This is a genomic window from Pseudoalteromonas sp. SS15 (assembly GCF_049257195.1).
Taxonomy (GTDB): domain Bacteria; phylum Pseudomonadota; class Gammaproteobacteria; order Enterobacterales; family Alteromonadaceae; genus Pseudoalteromonas.
Genome location: NZ_JBMMUD010000004.1, coordinates 293,423 through 315,741, shown reverse-complemented (window position 1 = coordinate 315,741; position 22,319 = coordinate 293,423). Strand labels below are relative to the sequence as shown.

General features: G+C 38.6%; 22 protein-coding genes. 11 read left to right on the top strand and 11 right to left on the bottom strand.

All coding sequences use genetic code 11. The features are described 5' to 3' along the window. Positions 1–18 precede the first annotated feature (18 nt). Together ushA and AAEU28_RS10640 are read right to left on the bottom strand one after the other, a co-directional pair. The gene (gene ushA, locus AAEU28_RS10645; protein ID WP_421964089.1) at positions 19–1,608 is read right to left on the bottom strand and encodes a bifunctional UDP-sugar hydrolase/5'-nucleotidase UshA; all 1,590 of its coding nucleotides are present in this window, start codon (positions 1,606–1,608) and stop codon (positions 19–21) included. 68 nt (positions 1,609–1,676) lie between these two features. Then, positions 1,677–1,856: a hypothetical protein gene (locus AAEU28_RS10640; RefSeq protein ID WP_138479514.1), complete on the bottom strand. Its 180-nt coding sequence runs from the start codon at positions 1,854–1,856 to the stop codon at positions 1,677–1,679. Between the two features lie 217 nt (positions 1,857–2,073). On the opposite strand from AAEU28_RS10640, the gene AAEU28_RS10635 reads away from it, so the two are divergent. Beyond that, the gene (locus AAEU28_RS10635) at positions 2,074–2,592 is read left to right on the top strand and encodes a GNAT family N-acetyltransferase (RefSeq protein WP_421964088.1); all 519 of its coding nucleotides are present in this window, start codon (positions 2,074–2,076) and stop codon (positions 2,590–2,592) included. On the opposite strand, the gene AAEU28_RS10630 is transcribed toward AAEU28_RS10635, so the two are convergent. From AAEU28_RS10630 to AAEU28_RS10620, 3 genes are read right to left on the bottom strand one after another with little or no spacing between them, the layout of a single operon-like run. Beyond that, positions 2,585–3,181, bottom strand: coding sequence for a PqiC family protein (locus AAEU28_RS10630; RefSeq protein ID WP_421964087.1), 597 nt, complete (start codon positions 3,179–3,181; stop codon positions 2,585–2,587). The two genes, AAEU28_RS10635 and AAEU28_RS10630, sit on opposite strands and share 8 nt — an antisense overlap. Then, positions 3,181–4,839 (bottom strand): intermembrane transport protein PqiB, encoded by a 1,659-nt coding sequence (gene pqiB / locus AAEU28_RS10625; protein ID WP_421964086.1) that lies wholly within the window; start codon positions 4,837–4,839, stop codon positions 3,181–3,183. The genes AAEU28_RS10630 and pqiB overlap by 1 nt, the downstream gene beginning before the upstream one ends. Beyond that, the gene (locus AAEU28_RS10620) at positions 4,832–6,040 is read right to left on the bottom strand and encodes a PqiA/YebS family transporter subunit (protein WP_421964085.1); all 1,209 of its coding nucleotides are present in this window, start codon (positions 6,038–6,040) and stop codon (positions 4,832–4,834) included. The genes pqiB and AAEU28_RS10620 overlap by 8 nt, the downstream gene beginning before the upstream one ends. Positions 6,041–6,276: 236 nt before the next feature. Between AAEU28_RS10620 and dnaK the strand changes: the two genes are divergently transcribed. Continuing rightward, on the top strand, positions 6,277–8,205 hold the full coding sequence (gene dnaK, locus AAEU28_RS10615; protein WP_421964084.1) for a molecular chaperone DnaK: 1,929 nt from the start codon (positions 6,277–6,279) through the stop codon (positions 8,203–8,205). A 106-nt stretch (positions 8,206–8,311) separates the two neighbouring features. Then, positions 8,312–9,448: a molecular chaperone DnaJ gene (dnaJ, locus tag AAEU28_RS10610; protein WP_421964083.1), complete on the top strand. Its 1,137-nt coding sequence runs from the start codon at positions 8,312–8,314 to the stop codon at positions 9,446–9,448. Positions 9,449–9,491: 43 nt separating this feature from the next. On the opposite strand, the gene AAEU28_RS10605 is transcribed toward dnaJ, so the two are convergent. Then, on the bottom strand, positions 9,492–9,725 hold the full coding sequence (locus AAEU28_RS10605; RefSeq protein ID WP_421964082.1) for a hypothetical protein: 234 nt from the start codon (positions 9,723–9,725) through the stop codon (positions 9,492–9,494). Between the two features lie 446 nt (positions 9,726–10,171). Here AAEU28_RS10605 and AAEU28_RS10600 point away from each other — a divergent pair, with 446 nt between their 5' ends. The 4 genes from AAEU28_RS10600 to AAEU28_RS10585 all read left to right on the top strand — a co-directional run bounded on the left by AAEU28_RS10600 (position 10,172) and on the right by AAEU28_RS10585 (position 14,731). Next, entirely contained in the window at positions 10,172–12,418 is a 2,247-nt protein-coding gene (locus AAEU28_RS10600; RefSeq protein WP_421964081.1) for an acyl-CoA dehydrogenase, read from the top strand. 95 nt (positions 12,419–12,513) lie between these two features. Next, complete coding sequence (locus AAEU28_RS10595; protein ID WP_421964080.1) at positions 12,514–13,455, top strand: kinase; 942 nt, start codon at positions 12,514–12,516, stop codon at positions 13,453–13,455. Next, entirely contained in the window at positions 13,452–14,267 is an 816-nt protein-coding gene (locus AAEU28_RS10590) for an SMR family transporter (RefSeq protein ID WP_421964079.1), read from the top strand. The genes AAEU28_RS10595 and AAEU28_RS10590 overlap by 4 nt, the downstream gene beginning before the upstream one ends. Before the next feature lie 71 nt (positions 14,268–14,338). Continuing rightward, positions 14,339–14,731 carry a cytochrome b562 gene (locus tag AAEU28_RS10585; protein ID WP_421964078.1) on the top strand — a complete coding sequence of 131 codons (393 nt, stop codon included), beginning with the start codon at positions 14,339–14,341 and terminating at the stop codon, positions 14,729–14,731. 26 nt (positions 14,732–14,757) lie between these two features. On the opposite strand, the gene ykgO is transcribed toward AAEU28_RS10585, so the two are convergent. Both ykgO and AAEU28_RS10575 read right to left on the bottom strand, forming a co-directional pair. Next, complete coding sequence (gene ykgO / locus AAEU28_RS10580) at positions 14,758–14,898, bottom strand: type B 50S ribosomal protein L36 (RefSeq protein WP_058032458.1); 141 nt, start codon at positions 14,896–14,898, stop codon at positions 14,758–14,760. A gap of 14 nt (positions 14,899–14,912) precedes the next feature. Beyond that, positions 14,913–15,164, bottom strand: coding sequence for a type B 50S ribosomal protein L31 (locus AAEU28_RS10575; RefSeq protein WP_390443652.1), 252 nt, complete (start codon positions 15,162–15,164; stop codon positions 14,913–14,915). Positions 15,165–15,344: 180 nt separating this feature from the next. Here AAEU28_RS10575 and AAEU28_RS10570 point away from each other — a divergent pair, with 180 nt between their 5' ends. Next, positions 15,345–15,596 carry a hypothetical protein gene (locus tag AAEU28_RS10570; RefSeq protein ID WP_421964077.1) on the top strand — a complete coding sequence of 84 codons (252 nt, stop codon included), beginning with the start codon at positions 15,345–15,347 and terminating at the stop codon, positions 15,594–15,596. Between the two features lie 2 nt (positions 15,597–15,598). Here AAEU28_RS10570 and AAEU28_RS10565 read toward each other — a convergent pair whose 3' ends face one another. Beyond that, positions 15,599–16,252, bottom strand: a complete 654-nt coding sequence (locus AAEU28_RS10565) for a DUF6058 family natural product biosynthesis protein (protein WP_421964076.1) — start codon at positions 16,250–16,252, stop codon at positions 15,599–15,601. Positions 16,253–16,392: 140 nt separating this feature from the next. Between AAEU28_RS10565 and dapA the strand changes: the two genes are divergently transcribed. Then, entirely contained in the window at positions 16,393–17,307 is a 915-nt protein-coding gene (gene dapA / locus AAEU28_RS10560; RefSeq protein WP_421964075.1) for a 4-hydroxy-tetrahydrodipicolinate synthase, read from the top strand. 58 nt (positions 17,308–17,365) lie between these two features. Then, positions 17,366–18,661: a DEAD/DEAH box helicase gene (locus AAEU28_RS10555; protein ID WP_421964074.1), complete on the top strand. Its 1,296-nt coding sequence runs from the start codon at positions 17,366–17,368 to the stop codon at positions 18,659–18,661. Positions 18,662–18,729: 68 nt separating this feature from the next. On the opposite strand, the gene AAEU28_RS10550 is transcribed toward AAEU28_RS10555, so the two are convergent. Next, positions 18,730–19,368, bottom strand: coding sequence for a glutathione S-transferase family protein (locus tag AAEU28_RS10550; protein ID WP_421964073.1), 639 nt, complete (start codon positions 19,366–19,368; stop codon positions 18,730–18,732). A 169-nt stretch (positions 19,369–19,537) separates the two neighbouring features. Further along, positions 19,538–21,145, bottom strand: coding sequence for an AbgT family transporter (locus tag AAEU28_RS10545; protein ID WP_421964072.1), 1,608 nt, complete (start codon positions 21,143–21,145; stop codon positions 19,538–19,540). A gap of 161 nt (positions 21,146–21,306) precedes the next feature. On the opposite strand from AAEU28_RS10545, the gene AAEU28_RS10540 reads away from it, so the two are divergent. Further along, positions 21,307–22,254 carry a ribonuclease Z gene (locus tag AAEU28_RS10540; protein WP_421964071.1) on the top strand — a complete coding sequence of 316 codons (948 nt, stop codon included), beginning with the start codon at positions 21,307–21,309 and terminating at the stop codon, positions 22,252–22,254. Positions 22,255–22,319: the final 65 nt, after the last annotated feature.

The following is a 22,319-nucleotide window of genomic DNA, read 5'->3' as shown; positions in this document are numbered from 1 at the left end:
AATACAAGACGACTGAACTTATAGTTCGTTTACTTTAATAGGTGAGTATTTCTCAATATAGGCTTTTAATACTTCAGCATCAGTTCGTTCCGAAGGAACAAAGCCTTTTCTACCGACAAGCACTGGATAACCATCACCTCCTGCTGCATTGTAACTGTTGATACTCATTCTGTAGGTTTTGTTAAGTTCTAAAGCTTGACCGTTAATTTTTATATTAATTAACTTTCCCTCTTTTCGTTCAAAACTTAGCCCTTCATATTGCAAGTAAGCACCAGCATCAATCGGGAAAGAAGTAACGACTTCAAGGTAATCAATTAGATCTTTACCTATCCAATTCATTGCAGTAATTCTGTTCTTAAAAGGATGAACTTTTAAAACATCTTTATAACTTATCTCGCCCGCTTCAATACTGTGACGTATGCCACCGCCACTTATTAACCCAAAATCAGCATTCACTGATTCTTTTTGTGCTTTAATAATAAGTCGTGCTAATGGGCTTTGCTTAAATCTTACAGTATCTCGTTTACCGTCTAAATATGCATCTGTGAAGCCAATTGGTAAATCAAGTTGTCCTTCACCTATCTTTTTGAATGGTTTTAATAGAGCTAACATTTGCTGATCTTCTGGAATATATTCCCCGATCACTTCACCAGTATCACTTTTTAAATTGACCGGAATTAGCTGATAATTCTCGAGTGTAATTTTTTCACCTTCTATTTTAAATTCAGCTTTACCAACATATTTTCCCCACTCATGGGCTTGCATGATCCAAGTGCCGTTCTGATTATCTGGCTTACAAGCTTTTCCTGGTGCAAAACCTTTATCCGGGTTACCAAGTGAATCTACACAAACAGGTTCTTGAGAGTGTCCGCCAATGACCATATTGAGCGCGCCTTTTGGCAACTCTCTTGCTAAAGTGACATCGCCGGGTGCATTAATACCATATTTTGCGTCGTGGTAATGGCCCATGTGTGTAACGGCAATAGTAACGTCGATCTCTTCATATTTATTATTAATATCGTTCAGTACTTTTTTTGCAGCGATACTCGGTTTGATAAAGTCTAAATGCCCAACATACTCGGGGTTTGCAATCTTGACTGTATCGACAGTGGTAAGGCCTATCACACCAATTTTAAGACCATTTTTTTCTATAATTGTGTATGGTTGGTATGCATGAGACGCATCACTTTTATTAAGAATATTCGCCGATAGAATAGGGAATTGAGCCCATTCAATTTGTTTATCAAGGATATGCAATGGATTATCAAATTCATGGTTGCCGATTGCCATAGCATCATAGCCAAGTAAACGCATACCTTTGAAATCAGGTTCTGCATATTGAAGGTCAGATTCTGGAACGCCAGTATTTATATCGCCACCCGAAAGTAATAACACGGCATGGCCATTTTTTTGGGCTTCATTTCTAAGCCTGTCAACAAGTGTTTTTCTTGCTGACATACCATATTCGCCTTTTTCGTTCTGCCAAAAACGTCCATGGTTATCGTTAGTGTGTAGGATAGTAAGGTATTCAGCTTTTGACTGCTGAGCTGTGTAGGTAGCACACCCTGAAAGTGTTATAGCTACCGAGAGAGCTAATAATTTGCGCATAATAAACCCGTGTGAAGTAATTACGCGCTTAGTTTAAACTATATGCTTTAAAGCGCTACAGGTGGGCACTAATTTCTTTTTGAGCAACTTTTAAGCGCGGCCGTTTCTCTTCTTAGTAATTCTTGTTTTGCAAATGCACATTTCTCATGGTCAATTTCAACCATCCAGTTTAAAAAGCTTGCAGGCAAACTAGTGTATTTCTCGCCTTGATGAAGGCCGAAATCACAAATAGGTGATTCAGTATTCATTACTTAACCTGTTCTGTTGTTTTTATAGCCACTGCATCCTATCAAACTCAGATTAAAATAAAAGAACAAAACGTTACAGAAAGGTTAATTTTAATAACCGGTAGTTTTAAGAGTTCTCTTTACATTAGATAATTAGTTGTTTAATTAATAGTATTTGCTGTAGATTGTATACAGTGTAGGTGTGGTATATCCAAGAGTAAGGGATTAGGGTTCTATCGTGAAATTGAATACAAAAAGATTATTGCTAAGAAAGGCAACTTTAAATGATGCCGGTTTTATTTTTAAATTATTAAATCAAGATAGTTTTAAAAAAAATATAGCTGATAAAAACATTAAAACTAATAAAGATGCAGAACATTACATTGAAACCGCTTTTTTAACACCTTATAAGTTAGATACTTTTTCACCTTATATTGTGTGTCTTAAAAGTAATGATAAAGATATTAGGCAAATCGGTGTATGTGGCTTATACAAAAGACCAGCATTACAGTATCCAGATCTTGGTTATGCGTTTTTAGATGAATTTACTGGGTTAGGTTATGCGAGTGAAGCGGCAAGATGTGTCATTGATTACTCGCTTAATACGCTAGGACTGAAATATCTCTGTGCACTCACTGATCCTGAAAACAGGGCAAGCATAAACTTACTAAAAAAATGTAAGTTCAACTTAGAAACACAAGTTATTTTAAACGAAGAGCAGGGTGTGAGTAATCTGTATCAACTTTCACTTAAATAGATTTCGATAGAATGATTCCTGTTATTTTATCAGTAAGCTTTTCCCAGCTAAATTGATGTGCTTTGATGAGCGCATCAAATCCTGAATCTTCTAGTGGGGTTGAAATCGAGAACAGCTCTGAATTTAATAATATCTTTCCTTCGGGATTAAATTGATAAATAAACCATTGGCCTTCAATCAATGAACCAAACTCATAATGGCCAGCAAGTTTTGTGACAGTCACCTGGAGCATAAACTCACCATCTTGAGGCGTTGTTTTTCCGGCAGGAATTACTTTGTAATTAGATACCTTCTTTACCAAGCTACGTGCCATGGAGTCAGTAAGCGTATATTTAGGGTGCTGAGACCAAAAGTGATAATTGGCAATATTGACAGAGTTATCCGTTAATATCTGTATTAGAGGTTGTTGATCTGCAACACCTTGGATCTTTACTTGATTAATATGTAGGTATTTAGTTATCGTCTGCCCAGAAGTTGTTGCACTGTCTTCTTGCTGATACGTAAAGTCATAATATTTTAACTGAATGTTTTGGCCTGAGGAGCAAGCTGTTAACGTTAGCAGTACCAAAAGAATAGTTAAATTACGCATTATGGCTTCTCTGGAATTGGGTCATTTGGAGTGTTTTTATCAAATATCAGCATAGTTGGTTGCTCATTTAAACCCTTAGATAGTGGTTTAAGTGTATTTGATAAGTTTTCTAACTCTTGCAATGTATTGGTTAGCTGATCGACAACACCAGAGTCTTGTTGGTAGCTAGATAATGTGGTTTCAAATTGCTTCAAGCTACTAGTGAGTTGAGTTAGTGTTGTCTCTAATTGTGTTAAATTTTTAGCCACTTTATTTGCAGTCTCGTTGTTATTTAATTCGTGGATCATGACCTTTAATTCTTCTGCAAGAGATTGGTATGCCACTAATGTATTGTTTAATGTGTTGGTGGTTTGTTCGAATGGCAGCTTATTTAGTTTGTTAACCAAAGCCGTCATTTGTTCCGATAAAGCAGTAAAACCACTCGATATGCTTGGAAGAACAGGGTATATGTCAGTTTTAGTGACATAACTCATCTCATTAGCATTATTATAAAAATCAAAATCTATGTATACCGCACGGGTTAACAAATTGCCACTTTTTAGGGATGCTCGTAATCCAGAGTTAATCCATTTGTCTATATTTTGTTGCCAATATTGTTTTGCTAACTGCTCATTTTTATAAATTCTGCCATATTCAATTTTTATCAGAACCGGCACTTGTGTGTTGTCTTGCTCAAAGTATATGGGTTCTCCATCTTTCTCTATTTGGGCCGGTGCTTGTTCAACAGTGCCAATCCTCATTCCCCTGTATTCCACAGGTGCACCTGCATTGAGACCACGAATTGACTGTTCAAATTCGACAATATAAAAGTCGAAATCATCAAAGCGTTTTTCTAGCGCTTGCGAATAGTTTTTATGCAAAGCATAAGTTTTATTAGCGACTGCAATATCATTAGGCTTTTGTTCTGGAGGGTAATCAACAGATATACCACCTTTGATTAACTTTGATAAACTTCCTGTTGAAAATTGTACGCCGGATGTATTGAGGCTGAAATCAACCCCTGAACTCACCCAGAAAATCGTGTTGTTGGTGATCAGTTTATCATATGGAGAAAAGACAAAGATGCCGTATTGCATAGACAAGGTATCAACATCAAATCGTCCGGATTCAATCTGACCTATTCGGTAGCCTCTAAAATAGATAGAAGTTCCAACATCAAGCACTTCTGCTGAGCTCGCGGTTAATTTGAACCTCTTACCTTCTATATCATTACTTATCAAAGCAGGTTCATCTTGTAGAGTGAATAAATATGACAGGCTCTGGCTTTGTCCTGGCTCTAACTCTAAATACGCCCCTGAGAGTAAGGTGTTCATACCTGATATACCAGATTGGTCTATGCGTGGTTTAACAACCCAAAATTTAGCATCTTCAGTTAGTAAGTCACCATATTGATTGTCGATTTGAACTTTAGCTAACACACCATTTTGAGATAGATCCAATTCTAGGCCTTTTACTAAACCGACCTTTACATTTCTGACTTTAACTTCTGTTTTACCTGCTGTGATACCATCTGCAGTCGTCATTTTTACATAAATTGTATGACCTTGATCAGCTTGGTACTTAAATAACATCCAAGCAGTTATAAGCAGTGCGATGATTGGAATAATCCAAATCACAGTAAATTTTGGCTTAGATTCGATATAAGCGTGTTCATTCATGATTGTGAAACTTGTCCCATAAGATCCGAGGGTCAAAACTATTCACGGCAACGATCTGACATAACACCATGATAGTAAAAAATACGATACCAATTTGAGGTTCAACACTGAGCACAGTACCAAGTTGTACCAAAGAAACCAAAATAATAACGACGAAAACATCGATCATTGACCATTTACCCATTATTTCTAACCAAAGATAAATTGTGCTTGCCCGTTTGGGGTGTGTACACTTTCTCGATTGTAATATTAAGTAGAACAATGCCACAGCTTTAATAATCGGAATACAAACACTGGCTAAGAATATCAGTATAGCGACTGGGTAGGAGCCTGATTGCCACATAACAACTACGCCAGAGAAAATGGTAGCCGGTGTTTCATTGCCCAGGTTAACGGTATTCATAATGGGCAGCAGGTTTGCTGGGATTAAAAAGATCGTTGCAGTGACCATCCAAACAATTGCTCTTTGCGCTGAATTGGGTTTACGGAAGTAAGTTTTAGTATAACACCGCGGGCAATGAGTTTCTCTGGTTAGCTGAGAGCAAGTTAAACACTGCTTGAGCTCTTGTGCTCTCGCGCTTTTACCATCGTGAAGCAGGGCGGGTTGAAACAGCATCTGCTGTCTTTCCCATAATTCAGTTTCATTTATAAGAGACAACGTCTCTATAAAACAAACTACAAATAGAATATAAGCCCAAAAGCCAAGACCAAATCCAATATCAGCGAGTGACATTAATTTAAAAACACTGACTAAAACGGCTACTAGGAATATATCGGCGAGATTAAGCGTTCTTGTCTTATTGAGTAAACGTGCCAGATAGCGAGCATTATGAGGATTTAGGTCTTGCCAATAATGGCTGTTAGTTAATAGTACAAGTAAGCATACAAACAGTGGGATTAAAAATGTACTGAACACGAAAATACCAGATAGAACGACACTATATTTATCTGCAAGCAAACTAAAAGCCTGCCATAAACTTATATCTTGAACTAGTCCATGTTGGCTGAAGCTTACAAAAGAGGGATAAAGACTAGAAAATAGGAATAATAGACTGGTAAGGCTGAATGCAATCAGCCATTGTTGTTGATTAGTTTGATAACTGACTATCTCATTTTTACAACAAGGACAAATTGCACGCTGATGTTCTCCAAGTGAAGAAACACGAACTAATGAGTCACAATGTTTGCAGGCGAGGATCATAAATAGTTAGTTTAATTCTACTTAAGTATTTATTGAGTTTGATTTACTGCAGTAAACAAAGCAAGGTAATTGCGTTATTTGGTATTTAAAGAAGAAAAAGTGCCTACAAAACAGGCAAAAGAAAAATAATTTCAAAAAAATGCATTTTTTTTTATTTTTACGCTTGAATTCAAAAACACTGCCCCTATTTACTAGTCATCGAAACGAACAACGAATTTTGAAGTCGGAGAAGATTCATGGGTAAAATTATTGGAATCGATTTAGGTACTACTAACTCTTGTGTTGCAGTACTAGATGGTGATAGCGCACGCGTTATTGAAAATGCTGAGGGTGATCGTACAACCCCATCAATTATTGCTTTCACTGAAGAAGGTGAAACCTTAGTAGGTCAGCCAGCTAAACGCCAAGCGGTTACAAACCCTAAAAACACATTATTTGCAATCAAGCGTTTAATCGGTCGTCGCTTTGAAGACGAAGAAGTACAACGTGACATTGGCATCATGCCTTTCACTATTACTAAAGCAGACAATGGTGATGCATGGGTAGAAGTACGTGGTGAAAAACGTGCTGCACCTCAGATTTCAGCTGAAGTGCTTAAGAAAATGAAAAAGACAGCGGAAGACTTCTTAGGTGAAGAAGTAACAGAAGCTGTAATCACAGTACCAGCTTATTTCAACGATTCTCAGCGTCAAGCGACAAAAGATGCTGGCCGTATCGCTGGTCTTGAAGTTAAGCGTATCATCAATGAGCCAACTGCTGCAGCACTTGCATACGGTATGGACAAGAAACAAGGCGACAATGTTGTTGCCGTTTATGACCTTGGTGGTGGTACATTCGATATCTCAATCATTGAAATCGATGAAGTAGATGGCGAGCACACGTTTGAAGTACTTGCTACAAATGGTGACACGCACTTAGGTGGTGAAGACTTCGATAACCGTGTTATCAACTACCTAGTAGCTGAATTCCAAAAAGATCAAGGTATTGATCTTAAGAATGACCCGCTTGCAATGCAGCGTGTTAAAGAAGCAGCAGAAAAAGCGAAGATTGAGCTTTCAAGTGCACAGCAAACTGAAGTTAACTTACCTTATGTGACAGCAGATGCAACTGGTCCTAAGCACATGAACGTAAAACTAACTCGCGCTAAGCTTGAATCTTTAGTAGAAGATCTAGTAACTCAATCAATCGAGCCATTAAAGCGTGCACTTGCTGATGCAGACCTTTCTGTGAGCGACGTTAATGACATCATCCTTGTTGGTGGTCAAACACGTATGCCACTAGTGCAGAAGACAGTAACTGAGTTCTTCGGTAAAGAGCCTCGTAAAGACGTTAACCCTGATGAAGCGGTTGCTGTAGGTGCTGCAGTTCAAGGTGGTGTATTAGCGGGTGACGTAAAAGACGTACTATTACTAGACGTTTGTCCTTTATCTCTTGGTATTGAGACAATGGGTCAGGTAATGACTGCGTTAATTGAGAAAAATACAACTATTCCTACTAAGAAGTCGCAAACATTCTCTACTGCGGAAGACAATCAATCAGCAGTGACAATTCACGTGCTACAAGGTGAGCGTAAGCGTTCAAGTGACAACAAGTCTCTTGGTCAATTCAACCTTGAAGGTATCCGTCCTGCACAACGTGGTGTACCTCAAATTGAAGTAACGTTTGACGTTGATGCTGACGGTATCTTACATGTATCTGCAAAAGATAAAGATACAGGTAAAGAACAGAAGATCACTATCCAAGCTTCTTCTGGTCTAAGCGATGATGAAATTGACCAAATGGTCCGTGATGCTGAAGCGAATGCTGAAGAAGATAAGAAGTTCGAAGAACTTGTTGCTTCACGTAACCAAGCTGATGCAATGGTTCACGGTACGCGTAAGCAAATAGAAGAAGCGGGTGATGCACTACCTGCAGAAGACAAAACAGCAATTGAAGCTGCACTTTCTGAACTAGAAACAGCAATTAAAGGCGATAGCAAAGAAGAAATCGATGCTAAAGTTCAAGCGCTAGCTGAGAAATCTCAGAAGCTTATGGAAATTGCTCAAGCAAATGCACAGGCGCAACAAGCACAAGGTGCCGACGCGGGTGCACAGCAGCAAGGTTCAGCTAAGCAAGATGACGACGTAGTTGATGCAGAGTTTGAAGAAGTAAAAGACAACAAGTAATTGTTGAACTTCAAGGGCGCATTTAAAATGCGCCCTTAGTCTATTCAAAATCTGTAAAAATAAATGTTCTGGTAGTTAAAACTACCCTTAACTGAGTATCAAAACTATGTCAAAACGTGATTATTATGAAGTGTTAGGTGTTGCAAAAGACGCCAGTGAACGTGACATAAAAAAAGCTTATAAACGCTTAGCGATGAAGTACCACCCAGATAGAACTGCAGGTGATGCGGATTTAGAAGCCAAGTTTAAAGAAGTCAAAGAAGCGTACGAAGTACTCACAGACAGTCAAAAACGTCAGATGTATGACCAATACGGCCACGCAGCTTTTGATCAAAATGGTGGTGGCGGCCATGGTGGCTTTGGCGGAGGCCATGGTGACTTTGGTGATATTTTCGGTGACGTATTCGGTGATATTTTTGGTGGCGGCGGTCGTCGTCAATCACGTCAACAACGCGGTTCAGATCTTCGTTACAATATGGAGCTTAGCCTTGAAGAGGCAGTTCGAGGTAAAGAAGTTGAAATCAAAGTACCAACTTGGGTAAGTTGTGAACCATGTGACGGAAGTGGTGCTAAAGCGGGCTCTAAACCTAAGACGTGTTCTACTTGTCATGGTGCGGGTCAAGTACAAATGCGCCAAGGCTTCTTTGCTGTTCAGCAAACATGTCCTACGTGTCAAGGTACGGGCTCTGTTATTTCAGATCCTTGTAACAGCTGTCATGGCCAAGGTCGTGTTGAAAAAACCAAGACGTTATCAGTAAAAATTCCAGCAGGCGTTGATACTGGTGACCGTATTCGCCTTACCGGTGAAGGTGAAGCAGGCATGCATGGCGCGCCATCTGGTGATTTGTATGTTCAAGTTTCTGTGCGTGAACATCCAATTTTCACTCGTGATGGTAATAACTTGTACTGCGAGGTACCAATCAGCTTCACTACAGCAGCGGTCGGTGGTGAAATTGAAGTACCAACTCTAGATGGCCGAGCGAATCTGAAAATACCAGCTGAAAGCCAAACAGGTAAGATGTTCAGAATGCGCGGTAAAGGTGTTAAATCTGTGCGCAGCGGTTCAGTCGGTGACCTAATTTGTAAAGTGGTAATTGAAACACCTGTAAACCTAAATGACAGACAAAAAGAGCTGTTAAAAGAGCTAGAAGAAAGCATGGGTGCAGACAACGGTAAAAATAGACCGAAAGCACAAGGCTTCTTTGATGGTGTTAAGAAGTTCTTCGATGACTTAACAAAGTAAAATTTGTTGAACCAAAAACGGCGCATAGCGCCGTTTTTCTTTTTTAATCTAAAATTAATAGATAGTCTTGCTCACCCTCACATCGACATGCTTGTGATTGACCATCCTTTTGACCAAATAAACTTCCTGATTTACAACCAAACAATTGGCATTTCGCCTCACAGGCCATTGCATCTCGCCATGTGACATACTCGTCATTCATGAAACTAAAAGCAGAAGTAACCGTCAGCATGCCTATGAAAAGAGTGAGCACTTTAAGCTTTGATTTAAGCCACATGCGACACCTCTTTTTCATAAGTATTAGACTTTAGTCTAATGCTTAAACGCCATTGTTCAAGTAAAGAGTCATGTTATGTTGGCAATCAATTCTAGCTTTATTTTGAAAATCTAACGTCAATACATAAGTGCCTAAATTCATATTCTATAAATAACAAATTTGGGAGTGACTGATTTTATAGACTAAATTTAAGATAAAGATTCTAACTTCGACTTGGTTTTAAATTTTTCTGTTGTTTTAATAACCAAACTTTGTAAGTTCAAATATTTATATTCAAAAATTTTCTAAGTTGAGCTTACACGTGTAAGCCTATCTATTTCAATGACTTAAACTAGCATTTGCAAAGGCGTAGTAATTTTCTTGTTAAATAATTGCATAGAGTAATTGATCTAACGCGTTTTTTATGCCGTAATGTAGATATATTCAACTGGTCTGATGAGTTAGTTATGAGTTTAAGAACACAATTTAGAAAAGTATTACCAAGTATCTCAATTACAGAACAAGAAGCGCTTGACGCGGGTGATGTTTGGTTAGAAGGTTCAATCTATCAAGGTAAGCCTGATTTTAGTGCGCTTCGTGCAGTACCTGAGGCGACACTTTCGGCAGAAGAACAAGCTTTCATTGACGGTCCAGTGAAAGAGTTAATGGCTATGATTGATGATTCTGTTATTCAGAACAGTAAGCATCTACCTGAACATATTTTAGATTTCTTAAAGAAAGAACGCTTCTTCTCTTTGATTATTCCAAAATCTTACGGTGGCCGAGAGTTTAGCCCTTATGCTAATTCCACTATCGTAGGTACAATCGCGACTAAATCTTCAGCTGTTGCCGTAACGGTTATGGTGCCTAATTCATTAGGCCCGGGTGAGTTATTAATGCACTATGGTACTGAAGAGCAACGTGCGCATTACTTACCTCGTTTAGCTAATGGTACTGATATTCCATGTTTTGCACTTACCAGCCCTGAAGCAGGTTCTGATGCCGGTGGTATTCCAGATCAGGGTATCGTAACTAAGGGTATGCACAATGGTGAAGAAGTTCTAGGTTTAGAGATCACTTGGGACAAGCGTTACATCACTTTAGCACCTATTGCGACAGTATTAGGCCTGGCATTCAAAGTATTTGATCCTGAAGGTCTATTAGGTGGTAAAGAAGAGTTAGGTATTACGTGTGCGTTAATTCCGAAATCACATCCAGGTGTTGAACTTGGTAACCGTCATGACCCTATGGGTATCCGTTTCTACAACGGTACTACACGTGGCAATAAAGTGTTTATTCCAATGGAGTTCATCATTGGTGGGCAGAAAAACATTGGTCGTGGTTGGCAGATGCTTGTTAGTTGTCTTGGCGCCGGTCGTGGTATCTCACTACCTGCTCTAGGTGTTTCTACAAGTCAGGTAGCGCTTAAGTCAGCGTCAGAATATGCTGCGGTTCGAGAACAGTTTGGTCTATCAATTGGTCAATTTGAAGGTATTCAAGAAAAGCTAGCTGACATAGCAGGTAAGACTTACCTACAAGAGTCTATGCGTGTGTTAACAACTGAAGGTTTAGGTATGGGCCTGAAACCATCAGTTGTAACTGCAATCGCAAAATATCATATGACTGAAATCGGTCGTGATGTGCTTGACTCGGCAATGGATATTTTAGCTGGTAAAGCTATCCAAAATGGTCCACAGAACACGTTAGCTAGTGGTTATGTTGCTCAGCCAATCGCAATCACTGTTGAAGGCGCAAACATTCTAACACGCAACCTAATGATCTTTGGTCAAGGCGTTATGCGTTGTCACCCGCATCTTCAAGAAATGGTTGAAGCAATTCATAGTGAAGAAGCTGACGCAGATAAGAAATTTAATAAGAAATTCCGCCAAACTGTAGGTTACGGTATTTCGAATGGCTTACGTGCATTCGGCTTAGGCTTAATGCCATTTATGGCTGGCAGTCAGAGCTCATTGTCTGAAGTTAGACCATATGAGAAAGCGGTTATGCAATTGTCATCTCGTTTAGCTCTATTTGCTGATTTCTCATTATTAGTTCTAGGCGGCAAGTTAAAGCAAGCTGAAATGCTATCAGCACGTCTTGGTGATGTAATGAGTTACCTATATGCAGCAATGGCTTCAATTAAGTACTATGAGCAGAAAGTATCTGAATCAGAGCGTGCACAAGCAGCACCTTATTTCCATTATGCAACGCGCTGGGCATTACAAAATGCTGAAAACGCATTACATAAATTCTTAGATAACTTCCCAGCAAGTTTTGCTCGTAAGTTCTTACGTGTAGCAACATTACAATTTAGCCACAGAATGGCAAAAATTGACGACAATTTAATTCGTGAACTAGCGGCTGCCGCACAACAAGACACTGCATTTAAGTCACAAATCACAAAGCTAGTTAAACCAACTGCAGGTGATGGCCATGATATTAACGAGCAGGCATATAAGGCGAAAATGGCTTGCTTAGATTTACTTAAAGTACTTAAGAAAGCACTTCGTTCGAAACAAGTAAAACCAGGTGTACGTTTCGCTGACACATTAGATAACGCTTTAGCCGCAAACGTAATAACAGCTGAGCAATATGCTAAATTAATTGATTACAACAAGAAGCGAGAGAAAGCGATCCGAGTTGATGAGTTTGATTTCGACTTAAACCTTATTGATGATTGTCCGTTGAATGCTGAAATTCAGCAGGCCAGTTAACAATCGTGGAGAACATCGCCCAGCAATTCGCTGGGCGTTTTTATTTTAGGCGCGTACAATAAATCAAAGTTTAAAATAATGAAAAAGTCATTGCTTTGAGTACACGTCATTTAGAAAAGTACATACCTGAGCTTACGCTCACAGATTTATCTATTTCACTTTGGAGTGGGTGTGGGCAAATTCAATCAGGTTTCTTTAATTCACAGCCTGTGATAGTTAAACTCAGCGAAATTCCTGAAAACATTAATCACCAAGTCATTTCACAAACTGATTTTGCCAAACAAAGAAAAGATAAGTCTTACCTGAACGAACTCAATTTTTACAACGACCCGTCATACCATACAGCTTTTGAGAAAGTAAGACCCTATTGTTACTTTGCAAAGAGAATAGGAGCTTTAAATGTTTTGATCTTAGAAGACTTTAAATCAAAGGGTTTTCGAAATATAGATGATCATAAACTTGAACACATCTATGCAGTTGTTAAATGGTTAGCCCAGTTTCATGCCCAAGGGCTTACTTTTATCAAATCAGAACCATTTCCATTAGGCGGATATTGGCATCTTGAAACAAGGCCTGATGAGTTTGAAAAGATGGAATTCATTGATTTAAAACATCAGGCAATTTATTTGGCAGACTCACTGTATAAGGCTAACTACCAGACGTTAATACATGGTGATTCTAAGTTAGCAAACTACGCGTTCGACAAAAATTACAACGTACTTGGCTATGATTTTCAATATCTCGGTAGTGGAATTGGGTTACAAGATGTGATGTTGTTTATGACCAGTGTGTTTAATGATGAAGCGTGTGAAAAGTATGAAGAATCAATACTTAATTTATACTTTGAAAGTTTAAAGAAAGCACTGATTAATACCATGAGCATAAAAGAGTATGAACTTTTAGAGCTTGAATGGCGTACTCTATGGCCAATAGTATGGTCTGATTTCTATCGTTTTTTAAATGGCTGGAAACCTGAACATAAAAAAATAACGCAATTCATGCAAAATAAGTTTACAGAAGTTCTAAACAATATATGATTTTTTCTTTACTAAGTGCACTTTGCTGGTCTTTATTTGATATTGCAAGAAAAGAGCTAGCCCAGCATGTTAATCCAAAGTTCTTGTCGCTTGCAATGAGCGTCAGTGTTCTGCCTTTGTTCTTCTTATTGTGGGGATTTCAAGGGTTTCAATTCCCGAGTAGTTCTTATTATTTTCCAGCTGCGATAAGTGGCTTACTTGCTGCAATAGGCAGTGTTTGTTTTATGTTCGCGATCTCGAAAGGCAAACTTGCAATTGTATTATCTATTACTGCTTGTACACCGTTTATTTCAGCAGTGTTCTCATTCTTTTTTTTAGAAGAACTACTTTCTCAATTCGAGTGGTTAGGCATTGTATTAGTTGTGTTTGCAACCATGCTACTTGCTGGCACATCAATTAACACACGTGATAAATCAAGCTTATATGCATTAATTACAGCACTTGCATGGGGCACCTGTATTGTATTCGATAAACAAGCGTTAACTCATGGCTCTAATTCGTTCCACGGCATGTTTCTGACATCCATAATAATTACTGTTTTGTCTATTAGTTTGAGAATTGACTATCAATGGCGAGCCTTGCTGAGAAACTTTAAGTGGTGGCTTATTGCTGTAATGGTGTTTTTTGGTGCTGTATTTCTTCAATTTGCTGCGCTTGAATATCTAAACCCTGGTGTTGTAGAGGCCATTAAACGTGGAATTGGCATTGTACTCGCTGTAATCATTGGTCGTGTATTTTATCAAGAAACTCTGTCTAGCAAGCAAATAACGGGTGTTTGCTTAGTTTTGTCTGCTACTTATTTATTCATGTAAAGGGGCTTTACAAACCGCTTTTTTATTTTTCTAGAAAACTTATAATGTCCACTCGATTATTCGGAGTTTATATGAAGTATTTAGTTTTATTGCTTTTCTCAGCCATTACTTTTAGCTTTAGTGCTTTTGCACAGACTAGCGATTTATCTGTAACAATGAAAAACATAGGCCATGCTTACAAAAAGGCAGTTCGCTCGACTGACGGTGTAGAAATAATCAGTCAGATTGATGAAATGATTATTTTGATTCAAAAAAGTAAAAAGGCTAATTTCAAAGCTGATTTAAAAGAGCAATCAATCGAGGGATTAGATAAGGTCATCACCGTATTACAAGAATCAAAGCGCTTTGTAGAGAAGGGTGAGATTACTAAAGCTAAGGAAAAATTAAAGAAAGTTGATGTACTTCGAGAGAAATATCATGAGCTACACGAGCCACCTAGTGTTTGGGAGCTGTTATTTGGATAGAGAAAAGCGGCATAAATGCCGCTTTTTTATTTTTTCTTTTTCTTCATGCCTTGGACGGCTTTGAATCTTGGATTGGATTTACAGATCACAAATACTCGGCCACGTCTTTTTACTACTTGGCAACCAGGGCGACTTTTGGCACTTTTTAAAGAACTGAGTACTTTCATAAATTTTCCTTATATTATTTGCTTGCAAGATTTTTGAAGCGGCGGTTGAATTGAGCAACACGACCATCAGAAGCTGTAATTTTCTGCTTACCTGTATAGAAAGGGTGTGATTCACTTGAAACATCAATTGGTACATATGGGTAAGTTACGCCATCAATTTCGACTGTTCTATCAGATTTGATTGTCGAACCAACAATAAAGTATTTATCAATAGAAGTATCGTGAAATGCCACTTGTTCGTAATCAGGGTGAATATTAGGTTTCATAAAATGCCCTTATGTTTTGTTATAATATCTCGCATGTTATTCTAAATGAAAACTATTTGCAAATGGGTTTTGGGTAAATTTGTCGATTTTGATGGTTTGTTGCGCAAACAAACACCTTGTCTCTAGCTATTCGTTGTAGGCCTGTTATAAATAAGGTGTAAGTTTTAAAGGGAAGCAACAATGGAAGAGCTAAATAATAACTTGGATAACACCGTGATTGATTCGCTCAAAAATAAAGATCACAGTGGCATTAACAAACAGCTTGATAAGTTGAGTTGTACTCATAGTGACATCATTGAGTTACTTGCAGAATATGTTGTATTAGCTGAACAAGATGATGAAAGTTTTGATGCTTGGTACGACGTTCTTTGCGAAGATCAATTAAAAGTTTTAAAGGCATTTGAAATTATGAGAGCTCACTTAGAGTCGTGAGCTCATCTTACTGATAAATCATATTGCTTTATTAAACGCTCAATATAACGCTGTCGAATAAGCTGTTTTGGTAATAGTGGATTGTCTAGTGCAACTGAGTTATTAAGTTGTCTGAGTGCAACATGAAGGATTTTTCGTGTCTCCTCATCGAGTATGTCTAAGCTAAAATCTTCAGTTAAAAATGAAATAACATACTTAAATAGATCGATAGCAACGATTTCTTCTATCTTTCCTGTAGAACTGATTGCGCCATATTTTCCTACTAAGAAATATTGCCAACTCGACTGAATGGATTCTTCTAGATCTTCTGTAAATGAGGCGATAAGTGTTTCGGGTAAACCATGCACTAACTGATTCAAAGCCTGTTGATAGAGATTCCCAAAATACATGAATGCTTGACTTGATGACTCAATATTATGCTTTATAAGTATTTGAGCCCAAGCTAGATATCCCCTCGGGTAATATTCAATCTGCTCTGTATGCTCTGTGATCCCTAAGTAAGAATTGACTTGAAGTTTATTTTCTATAACGAAACTGCTCGCTGGAAACAAACCTGACTCTTGCCAGTGAAATAAGATATCTTCATTGACTCTCGCAGACTGGCATATTTCTATAGTTTGATAAAAATTTTCATTGAAATGATTAAGTAAGCTCATATTGTTACTGGTTAAATATACAGTGTTTGTATTTAATCAGTAATACAACCAATTTACAAGTCATTCAGTCTAAAGAAAGCTCGGAACTGCTACTGTTTTATGTAAGAATATTGGCACTTGGAATAAGAAAACTTGTAAACATGCAGATTAACGAAAAACTACAACAAGCAAGCTTGATCACCGCGATAAAAACTCCTTACTTAGCAAGTGGCGAAATCGATTTACTCGCCTACGACAAATTAGTCGAGCTACAAATTGAAGCGGGTGTCGACGGTATTATCGTAGGCGGTACAACCGGTGAAGGCCAATTAATGAATTGGGAAGAGCACCTAATGTTAATTGCGCACACGGTGAGTAAGTACAAGCAACAAATTTTAGTTATCGGTAATACGGGCAGTAATAACACTCGTGAAGCTGTGAAAGCGACAGAATATGGCTTTGCAACGGGAATGGATGCCGCATTACAAATCAACCCTTACTATGGTCGCACTTCAGTTGAAGGTGTAATTAAACATTTTGAAAAAGTGCTCGAGATTGGCCCAGCATTTATTTACAACGTACCGGGAAGAACGGGGCAGGACTTAACGCCTGATATTATTGAGCCCCTTTCGAAGCATGACAATTTTATTGGTGTTAAAGAGTGTGCAGGTAATGAGCGTATTGCTCACTATGAAAAACAAGGTATCTCATGCTGGTCTGGTAATGACGATGAAGCACACGATGCAAGACATTTACATGGTGCACATGGCGTCATTTCAGTTACTTCTAATATTGTGCCTAAGCAGTTTAGAAGTTTGATGAACGAACGTAATGACGAACTAAACCAGTCATTGCAGCCACTAATCTCTTGGTTATTCTGTGAACCTAACCCAATCGCAATAAACACGGCGCTTATGATGACTGGTGCTGTAAAGCCTGTCTTCAGATTGCCTTATGTACCATTAAGTACATCTCAACAACAACAAGGCTTGCAATTAATCTCTGAACTAGCTGTGGGTAGTTATGTTGGAAATGCACCAAGTTTACTAAACTCTGAGTCAATTATTCTTTGTTAGAACTCACTAATTGACGTATAATCTGCGGCCTTTTAATGATTGGCCGCAGGTTTTTGTTATGAATTTCAAATCTTTTAGTTTTTCTCCGCTTATACTGCAAGCACTAGACGAATTAGAATTTCACACCCTTACACCAATTCAGCAAGCTGCTATCCCTGTTGTAAGAAAAGGGCATGATGTACTTGCTACTGCCCAAACAGGTACAGGTAAAACAGCCGCTTTTAGTTTGCCAATCATTCAGAATATTTTTGAACATGCTGAGCAACACCCTAGAGCTTTGATCATAGCGCCAACCCGTGAGTTAGCAGAACAGATAGCAAATAACTGCAAACAATTTGCTAAATATACTGACCTTAATGTGGTTGCTTTATTTGGTGGTGTGAATACTGCTGGTCAAGAAGAACAATTGAACGCCGGCTGTGATATATTGGTTGCAACACCTGGCAGGCTTCTTGATCACTTACGTCTGGGAAGTGTAAATCTGTCTCAGGTAAAGCATTTAGTGTTAGATGAAGCAGACAGACTACTCGATATGGGTTTTATTACTGACATCCAAAAAGTAATAGAGCTATGTCATGAAGATAAACAACAATTATTCTTCTCGGCAACTTTCCCAACGGCAATGAAACAGTTTGCACGTCAAGTTTTAAAGCACCCTAAGTTTGTTCAAGTTACACCTGAAAACACAACAGCTGAAACGGTGAGGCATATTGTTTATCCTGTTGAGCAAGGCAGAAAGCAAGAGCTGCTTTCTGAGTTAATTGGTAAGAAGAATTGGCAACAAGTGCTTGTATTTGTGAACATGAAAGATGTTGCTGACGACATTGTTAAAGAGCTAAACCTTGATGGTATTCCTGCCACTGTGTGTCATGGCGATAAAAAGCAAGGGGCTAGACGTCGAGCTTTACGTGAGTTCAAAGAAGGCAAGGTTCGCGTGTTAGTTGCCACTGAAGTTGCTGCTCGAGGAATTGATATCGAAGGTTTGCCTCGCGTGGTTAACTATGATCTACCTTATCTTGCAGAAGATTACGTACACCGTATTGGTAGAACAGGTCGTGCGGGTCAGCAAGGCCAAGCAATTTCATTTGTTGCACGTGAGGAAGAGCAAGTATTACTGCATATTGAAGAATTAATAGGACAGCAAATTAAGCGCTATTATTTACCTGGCTATGAAGTAAGTAGTCGTGAAAGTCTGATTAAAAACTTAACTAAAAAACCTTCACATCAACGTAGAAAACCAAAAACGAACCGCCCTAGTAATCAGGCAAGTGGTGAAGCGAGAGCGAAAAACAGAGCGCGTATCGCGAATGTGAGAAAGCAGATTAAAGGTAAGTCTTTAAAGTTGAGTAAATAAATTCTTTTTAAGTAAAATATTCAAAAGGTTGCCAAGTGCAACCTTTTTTAGTTTTTTCACTACAATGATTAAATAGCATAGGCTGCGAGGCTTACCTCTTCAATTTTGCAGGCTTGTTGTATTGCAACATCTCTTGCCATGGTTTTTAAATATCTATTAAGATTATTAAAGCTTAATGGTGGATGTTGAATTTCGTCGGCCCAAATGCATAGCATAAATAAAATGTAATCACAGACAGTAATGGATTCACCAACTAAATAGGTATTGTCGTTGAGTTGTTTATCAATGATCTGTAATACATCTTTTAATCTTGTTTGCTGTGTTCTTACAATGTCATCGTAAATTAATGCGTTTTGTGTGTGTCTTTCCGGATAAAAGTAAGTCATCAGTTCAGTTTGCAGTGTACTAGTTAAATACATCAACCACTGATTGAAAATAGCCTTTTGTTTTATATTTGCAGGAATAAGACCTGCTTCAGGGTGTTTTTCTGCAAGGTATAAGCAAATTGCTGCGCTTTCGAATAGAACAAATTCATCATCAACCAAAGTAGGGATCCGTCCTGTTGGGTTGAGTGATAAATATTGGGCTGATTTTTGAGCCAGTTTTTTTCTGTCTACAAGCTCGAGTTGATAGGGGGCATTAATTGCTTTTAAAACAAAATGAGGGGCAAGACTGGCATTACAAGGGTAGTAAAACAGAGTATACATACTTCACCTAGATAGTTAGAGTTTTTCGATAGCAGTGTCCTTTCAGTAAATGGTACTTGAAAAACCTAGGTGAGATAATCAGTTTAATCAAGAAAATACTTCACTTTACAAACAAAAACGGCAACCCGAGTTGCCGTTTAGTAGTATAAAATTGTGATTTAGTTAACGACTAGGGCGTATAGTAAATCGGCGAGTTAGGGCCCACAGGTAAGCCAAAGCCAAATACCCAGATGTAGAATAGTGCAACCCAACCAACAAAGAAGAACATACTGTACGGAAGCATAGTCGCTACTAGTGTACCGATACCCATATCTTTTTTGTACTTAGTCGCAACTGCGAGTATCAGACCAAAGTAACTCATCATAGGTGTGATCAAGTTAGTCACTGAGTCACCAATACGGTAAGCGGCTTGGATAGTTTCTGGCGCATAACCAATTAACATTAACATCGGTACGAAGATAGGAGCCGTCACAGCCCACTGAGCCGACGATGAGCCTAAGCTTAGGTTTACTAATGCACACATAAAGATAAACAGTACAAAAACTTCAGGACCTGTTAGGTTAAGCGCTTGAAGCAGTGCTGCGCCGTTTATAGCTAAAATAGTACCAAGGTTCGTCCATTTGAAGAAAGCAACGAACTGAGCCGCAAAGAATACAAGTACAATGTACATACCCATAGAGCTCATTGACTTACTCATAGCGTCAATGACGTCGCGGTCATTCTTCATAGTGCCAACAACGCGACCATAAACAAAACCAGGGATTGCAAAGGTAACAAAGATAAATACTACGATACCTTTTAGGAATGGAGAGCCAGCTACTTCACCGGTTTCAGGGTGACGTAAAATACCATTTTCAGGTACGATGGTTAATGCAAGAAGTGCAGATACAACAAGCAGAGAAACACCAGCCCATTTCAAACCAGACTTTTCTTTCGCACTTAATTTTTCAATGTTGTTTTCACTTAAGTCGATGCTTGCTTCGTCTGGGTTGTATTTGCCAAGACGCGGTTCAACAATTTTTTCTGTAACTAATGTACCAACGATGGCAATTAGGAATACTGATATCATCATGAAGTACCAGTTCGCCTCAGGGCCGACTTCATAAGTTGGGTCAATCATCTGTGCCGCAGGTGTTGTAATACCTGCTAGCAGCGGATCGATTGTGCCAAGTAAAAGGTTTGCACTATAACCACCTGAAACACCAGCAAACGCCGCAGCTAGACCCGCAAGTGGGTGACGACCTAGGCTATGGAAAATCATTGCAGCAAGCGGAATTAAAACAACATAGCCTAATTCAGATGCTGTATTTGATAAGATTGCGGCGAAAACAACCATGAAAGTAACTAGGCGCTTTGAAGCACCCATCACCATACCGCGCATCGCCGCAGAAAGCATACCTGAGTGCTCAGCAACACTTACACCCAGAAGTGCAACCAATACAGTGCCTAATGGTGCGAAACCTGTGAAGTTAGTTACAAGCCCTGTAACGATACGCTGAAGACCTTCAGCACTTAAAAGGCTAACAACTTCAATGACACCATCAGGATCACGTCCTTTAGCGCCTTCAGGGCGAGGGTCAATGGCGCTTAAGCCAAACCAATCTGCTATACCACTGAAAATAACAATGGCGATACAAAACATAGCAAAAAGCGTGATAGGGTGGGGTAACAAATTTCCTAAAAATTCAACAGTTGCTAAAAAGCGATTAAACAAACCCTGTGGTTTTTGTTCTGTTGATTGCTGATTTTCAGGTTTTGTCTCAACTGCGTTCGACATAATGAAAAATACTCAATACCAAAATTGCCGCATAACCTATCACTTTTTTAATTTGAAATCATTTTTTTACCGTTAATTCACAGTAAAAACAGGACAAACACCATGACGAAAACCTGACAATTTGGCAATATAGGCTCAACTAAACGTTTACCGTCTTTAATATGCACATTCACTTCCTCGGCACTTCATCAGGTGTACCTAGTCAAACTAGAAACACATCGTCCACAGCAATTTCATTTGATAAAACAAAATCATGGGTTATGGTTGATTGTGGCGAGGCAACACAGCATCAACTCTTAAAGTCTTCTCTTTCTTTTTTTCATTTAGAAGTGATCTGCATTAGTCATGTACATGGAGACCACTGTTATGGTTTACCCGGGTTATTGTCGTCTATGGCGATGAACGGCAAAAAATCTGCTGTTCACCTAATCGCGCCCAAAGAAATAATTGCATGGTTGCACGCAACTTTTCATATGTCTGATACAAGACTCTCCTTTGATTTAATCACACATGACATTAGTGAAATGACAGGTTCATCTGATTTCAATTTTTGTGATATTGAAGTTATCCCCTTAAAGCATAGAGTCTCCAGCTTTGGTTTTAAGGTTTCTGAAAAGCTGATCCCAAAAAAGCTTAAAATTGAAAAGCTAACAAAAGACGGCATTAAAAGTGGCCCTCATTACAATAAATTGCAAAAAGGAGAAGATGTTGTATTTGGTTCAGAGCTACTTTTAAGTAAAGATTATACATTCCAAAGCTGGCAAACGCGTCGAGCTATTGTTTGCGGAGATAACGAAAGACCGGCTCTTGTCGCTAATTATTGTTCTGATATTGATGTGTTAGTGCATGAGTCAACTTTTACACATAGTGACCTACACAAGGTGGGTTTTCATACAGGCCATTCAGATGCAAAAAGAGTTGCAGAATTTGCACAGCTACAGCAAATTCCAACACTAATTTTAACTCATTTTAGTGTCCGATATCATGGAGAGCATGGACTTGAAAGTGTAAGGCGAGAAGCTAGCCACTACTATTGTGGTAATTTAATTCTCGCAGAAGATTTTCTTACTTTCTCAATAGAGAAAAGAAAGTTGCATTTAGAGCAATAATAATTTGACATATTTATAGCGCATCTTTCACTTTGATATATGCTTAAAACAGATACAATTTCGTT